We start from the raw sequence: 5,391 nt of genomic DNA on the forward strand, positions 1-5,391 counted from the left end.
GCCCTGGCCCGGCCGGGGCCCCGCCGCCGCCCGGATCAGTCCTCGTTCCGCTGCGGGCGCAGCAGGGTGCGGCCGTACTCGATCATCTTGGCCGCGTAGTCCGGCGTCCAGTCCGCCCGGTCCGCGATCTCGGCGCCGGACAGCGCGTCGAACCGGCGCGGGTCCGCAAGCTGGGCAGCCGCGACCGCCTGGAAGTCGGTGGCCCGCTCGGCGGCGGCCCGGAAGGCCAGCGCCAGCTCGGTGGAACGGCGCAGCAGCTCGGCCGGGTCGTCTATCGACTCCAGGTCGAAGAAGCGTTCCGGCTCCGGTTCGTCGGCCTGCGGCTCGAACAGCAGCTGCACCGGCCGTCGTCGCCGGCCGGACGCCGTACCGGCGCCCGTGCCGGGACCGGCCGGTGCGGCGGGGCCGCTCGGGTCGGACGCCTGCGCATGGGAGTCGGGCATGGACGGACACCTCCGGGTGCTCGATGAGGGTTCGGGCGACGGCTGCCCCGGTCGGGCGCCGCCCGGTCGTGGCCGTCGTCCATTGTCTCGCGGCGGCGGCCGGTAGCGGAACGGTGCGCGTCCGGGTGCTATTCCCGCCCGGCGCGCAGGGTGGGTGTGTCCGCCGGTCCGGACCACCGCGCGCCCCTGCCGTTCGCGCCGCCCCACCGCCGGGCCCGCCGCGGTGCCGACCGGCGGCGGGGCCCGGCACGGGTCAGGGCCGGCTCAGCCGCACCCGGTGTCCGGACAGGTGGTGCAGCACCCGGTGGTTGGCCTCCCAGCCGTCGGGGAAGGCCACCGGGACGCCCAACTGCACCGGTTCGGTGGCCGGGTGCTCGTCCAGGAGCTCCGCGATCCCGGCCCGGGCGACCACGATGCAGGCGTGCCGGTGCCGGGAGGCGAGCACGCAGAGCCGGCCGGTCTCCAGGTGGAACGCGGTCGCGTCCGGCCGCCCCGACAGCGGGTGCAGCACCACCGTGACGTCGTACTCCCGCCCCTGCAGCCGGTTCGCGGTGTCGACGGTCACCGCCGGCCCCGCCGTCGGGTCCACCGGCACCCCCGCCCTGACCAGCGCCGCCCGCACCGCCGCGGCCTGGTCCCGGTGGGCGGTGCCGACCGCGACCCGGTCCGCGGTGAGCGGGGCGGACCCCTGCTCGGAGTGCGCGCTCAGCCCGCGGTCCAGCAGCCGGCGCACGGTCGCCGCGACGGCCGCGACCGCCTGCGGGTCGGTCCGCACGGTGTGCCGGGCCGGCAGCTCCAGCAGCGCCCAGCCGTGCTCCGCCGCCCGGTCGATCGCCGCGTCCACCGCCGAGCCGTCCGGCCGCACCGAGGCGGTCAGCGTGCGGTCCTGCGGGCCGGTGCCGGAGCGGAACGGCGTGAACGGGTAGAACGCCCCGGAGATCAGCGGCGCCGCACTGGCCGGCAGCCGCCAGGACACCGGCAGCCGGTGCGGCCGGATCTGCGGGTTGTGCGCGAGCAGGGTGACCACCGCGCTGCTCGACGGGTCGTACGACAGGCCCGCCCACTGCTCGGTGCCGACCACCGTGAACGGGTCCAGCTGGCCCGGGTCGCCGACGAACAGGGCCCGCTCGAACAGCCGGGCCACCGCGAGCAGCGCGTCCGAACGCATCTGGTACGCCTCGTCGACGATCGCGTGCCGCCACGGCTGCTCGGCCCGCACCCACTGCCACTTGGCCGAGGTGGAGATCACCACGTCCAGCTCGGCGAGCTCGGCGACCTTGTCCGAGGGCGTGACGTTGGGGTGCCGCAGCACCTCCGGCCCGGGGCGGGCGTCGGCGGCGTGCAGCCGGCCGATCGTCAGATCGGTGGCCTTCGCGGCCAGCCGGTCGACCAGGTCGTCCACCTGGCCGTTGGTCTGGGCGACGATCATCAGCCGCTCGCCGGCCGCGACCAGCTCCCGGGCCGCGCGCACCACCAGGGTCGACTTCCCGGCGCCGGGCGGCGAGTCCACCACGACGCCGCGCGGCGCCCCGGCCGCCGGGCGGACGGTCGCCTCCAGGATCCGCGCCACCGCGGCGTCGGCGGCCTCGCCGGGGCTCTGACCGCCGGTGCCGTCCGGCGCCGGCCCGGCGTTCTGCTCGGTGCTCATCGGGCCGCTCACTCCCAGTCCTCGGCGGCACCGGCCACGGCCGGCAGTACGGTGACGACGGCGCCGGGCGGCCCGCCGTGGGTCCACGGCGTGTCGTCCGGATCGGGCAGCGGCGCGGCCTGCCGGACCGTCAGTTCGAACAGGGTGAAGGTGATCCGCTCGCCCGGCTCGGGCAGGCTGCCGGGCTCGGGCTCCTTCCGGCGCCCCATGCCGGACCGCATCCGCACGGTGACGGTGCCCGCCTCCGGGTCCACCGCCGCGATCACGCCCTTCTGCGGGGCCGGGCCCGGGCCGGCCTCCGGGGCCGCGGCCGCCCGCGCCCGGTGCACCTCCCGGCCCAGGTCGGCGTGCGGGCGGTCGTCGGTGCGCACGGTCACCAGCGGGCGCGGCTTGGGGGAGCGGCCGGTGGTGTCGTAGTCCGGCACCACTTCGGTCACCACCCCGCTGAAGGCCTCCCCGGCGAGCCGGTGCTCGGCCATCGCCAGCGGGTCGTCCAGCGCCTCCTGGACGTCCAGCCGGGCCTGCTCGCGCTCGCGCTGGGCCAGCTTGCGGGCGGCCGTCACGGCGTCGTCGATCCGCGGCTGCGGGGGCTCGCCGGCCGCCAGCCGGTCCCGGTGGCCGGTGTACGACCAGCGGTCGCCGGTCCAGCGCTCGGGCAGGTGGCCGGCCGGGGGCAGTGCGCGCAGCAGGTCCAGGCCGTGCCACACGTCGTGCCAGGCCGGCAGCAGTTCCTCGCGCAGGATGCCGCGCAGCTGCTCGACGGCGACCCGCACGGCCTCCCGGGCCGCCGCGGCGTCCCCGCGGCCCCCGCCGCCCGGTGCCCCGGGCTCGCCCCCGGCCTCGCGCAGGGCCGCCGCGGCCGCGTCGTACCGGGCGATCGCCGGGCCGAGCAGCCTGGTGTCGAACACCGGGTCGGTGATCGGGCCGGCCGGCGGGTGCAGCAGCCGGCCGTCGGCGCCGCGGCCGGTCTCGGCCCGCTCGGCCGCCTCCGCGCCGCTCAGCCCGTCCGGCGGGGTGTGCCAGGCCAGCCGGGCGGCCAGGTGCTGGTCCTCCATGTGGCTCTGGCCGGTGGCCCAGTGCCGGGCCAGCAGCCCGGTCATCGGCAGCAGCAGGCTGGAGCCCGGCACCATCGCGCGCTCGGTGAGGTGGGTCAGCCAGCGGCCGAGCAGCGGCACCCGGGCGGGCGCCGGGTACGGGCCCGGGTCCTCGTCCTCGGCGGTGCGGCGGAACCGGGTCGAGCGGCCGAGCAGCGCCAGGTGCCGCACGCCCCCGGTGTTCGGCACGATCAGCTGCGGGGCGTCCGCGCACAGCTCGCGGACCACCGGTGCCTTCTCGCCGGTCTCCGGATCCTTCTCGGAGCCCTCGATCAGCTCGACCTCGTCGCCGAAGGACTCCAGGTAGGGCAGCAGGTCCGCGGCCAGGTCGGCCAGGAACTCCGAGCGCAGGGTGCGGTTGAGCGGCTGCGGCACGACGTGCAGCACCGGTGCCCGCCGGTCGGTGCCGAGCAGCACGGCCAGCGGGGCGCCGTCCTCACCGGCGGTGGTCAGCGGGACGAGCACCATCGGACGGTCGGAGAGGTGCCGGTGGCGGACGGTGGCCAGCGGTTCGGCCCGGCCGCTGCGGACGGCCTCCAGCCGGGCCAGGGTGGACAGCAGGCTCACCGCTGCTCCTCCGGCCCGGCCGGCCCGGGGCGGCCGAGCGCCTCGGCGCGCAGCGCGGCGGCGTAGGCCAGCCGGGCCGCGGCCTCGTCGGCCCCGTCGCCGTCCCGGTCGCCGTCCCCGCCGGGGCCGTCGCCGGTCGCCGCCGCCCCGGTCGGGCCGGTCCGGGCGACCGCCAGGGCCTCGCCCACCGTACGGATGCTGCCCAGCTCGCCCCGGACGCCGCGGCCGAGCTGCTCGACCCGGTCCCCGCAGCGCGCCTGGGCCCGGCAGTGGAAGCCGAGCTCGCAGGTGGAGAGGCAGTCCGGGCTGTACGCGGCGGGCATCGTCGAGACCGTCTTCTCCAGCTCCTCGGCGGACCGGACGGGTACGCCGTCCGCGCCGGGCGAGAGGTCGAGGTCCGCGCCCGGCGGCAGCACCGCCAGCAGCCGCTCGATGCCGGTCATCCGGCTCAGCTGGCGGCGCGTGGTGGACAGCTCGCGCCGGACGTCCACCGGCACGGCGGTCGGCCGGCTGCCGAAGTCCTCGGGGCAGACCAGCAGCACGCTGGTGTGCGGGCTGCCCGGCAGCCGCTGTTCGGCGTACGGGTCCGGGTCCACCGGCCGCCCGGCCGCCGCGGCGGCCGCCTCCTGGAGGGCCAGCACGTAGACGGCGGCCTGCCGGGCGGCGGCGCCCACCTTGCCCGGGTCGGCGCCGCCGTCCAGCACGGGGAAGGACTTGATCTCCACGACGGTGCAGCGGCCGCCGTGCACGACGACGGCGTCCGGCTCCAGGTAGGCGGTGGAACCGGCCACCTCCAGCCGCAGCATCGGGTGGTCGAGGAGCGTCCAGGCGTGCTCCCGGGCGACCGCCTCGGCGAGCGCCGCCGTCGTCCGCTCGGCCCGGACCGCCGGGCCGGAGGAGCGCAGCAGGTCGGGCACCAGCAGCGGCCCGCCGTCGTCGGAGAGGCCCAGCCGGGCGCGCAGCGGCTCCAGCAGCGCGGCGTAGCCGTTCTCCTTCAGCCGGGCCTCGAACACGACGCCGCGCGCCATCGCGAGCGGTGACCGGCCGAAGGGGGCGGGGCGGCCGAGCCGACCGGCCAGCTCGGTCTTGTCCACCCCGGCGGCGTCCAGGACGGCGCGGCGGTGGCATCCCGGATTGGCGGCCAGGGCGGCGAGGGCACGGGCGTTCAGACTGCGCTGCGGCGCCGGTCCGCGCAGCTCGGCGAGCCGCTGGGCGAGCGGCTCCGCCGGCCCGCGGAGCGGGGCGTTCGTCGAGACGTTCATGGTGCGGCCCAGTGTCGCATCCGGCTCCGACAATCCGCCCCGAACGGGCCGTTGACGACGAATCCCCGGCCGCTCCGCGCCGCGGGCCCGCGGGCCGTCCCGGCCGTTCGTCCGCCCCGCCCCGGGCCGCGCGACACCCCTGCTGCCGGCGAAGGCCATGACCGCGCTCGGCTTCGGCGGGGACCTCGCCGTCACGCTGGAACGGCGTTCCGCCGTCGTCCGGTTCAGCCCAGCGCCACCGAGTACGGTGCGAACCGGCGGCTGATGTCTCCGGGCAGGTCGGGGGCGCCGCGCTCCCCGCCCAGGACCCGCCGCTGATCGCGACCACCCCGCTGGTGGTCGCGATGCCCGAGCCCATGGCCCGCGCGCTGGGCTGG

General features: G+C 78.1%; 4 protein-coding genes. All 4 read right to left on the reverse strand.

Annotation, left to right across the window (positions count from 1 at the left end):
• Positions 1-35 precede the first annotated feature (35 nt).
• On the reverse strand, positions 36-443 hold the full coding sequence (locus ACFCX4_RS34410) for a hypothetical protein (RefSeq protein ID WP_376151104.1): 408 nt from the start codon (positions 441-443) through the stop codon (positions 36-38).
• Positions 444-696: 253 nt separating this feature from the next.
• Positions 697-2,091, reverse strand: a complete 1,395-nt coding sequence (locus tag ACFCX4_RS34415) for an AAA family ATPase (protein WP_376151106.1) — start codon at positions 2,089-2,091, stop codon at positions 697-699.
• Between the two features lie 8 nt (positions 2,092-2,099).
• Entirely contained in the window at positions 2,100-3,752 is a 1,653-nt protein-coding gene (locus tag ACFCX4_RS34420; protein ID WP_376151107.1) for a hypothetical protein, read from the reverse strand.
• Positions 3,749-5,014: a hypothetical protein gene (locus tag ACFCX4_RS34425; protein ID WP_376151109.1), complete on the reverse strand. Its 1,266-nt coding sequence runs from the start codon at positions 5,012-5,014 to the stop codon at positions 3,749-3,751. The genes ACFCX4_RS34420 and ACFCX4_RS34425 overlap by 4 nt, the downstream gene beginning before the upstream one ends.
• Positions 5,015-5,391: the final 377 nt, after the last annotated feature.

It is taken from the genome of Kitasatospora sp. NPDC056327 (assembly GCF_042261735.1).
Classification (GTDB): domain Bacteria; phylum Actinomycetota; class Actinomycetes; order Streptomycetales; family Streptomycetaceae; genus Kitasatospora.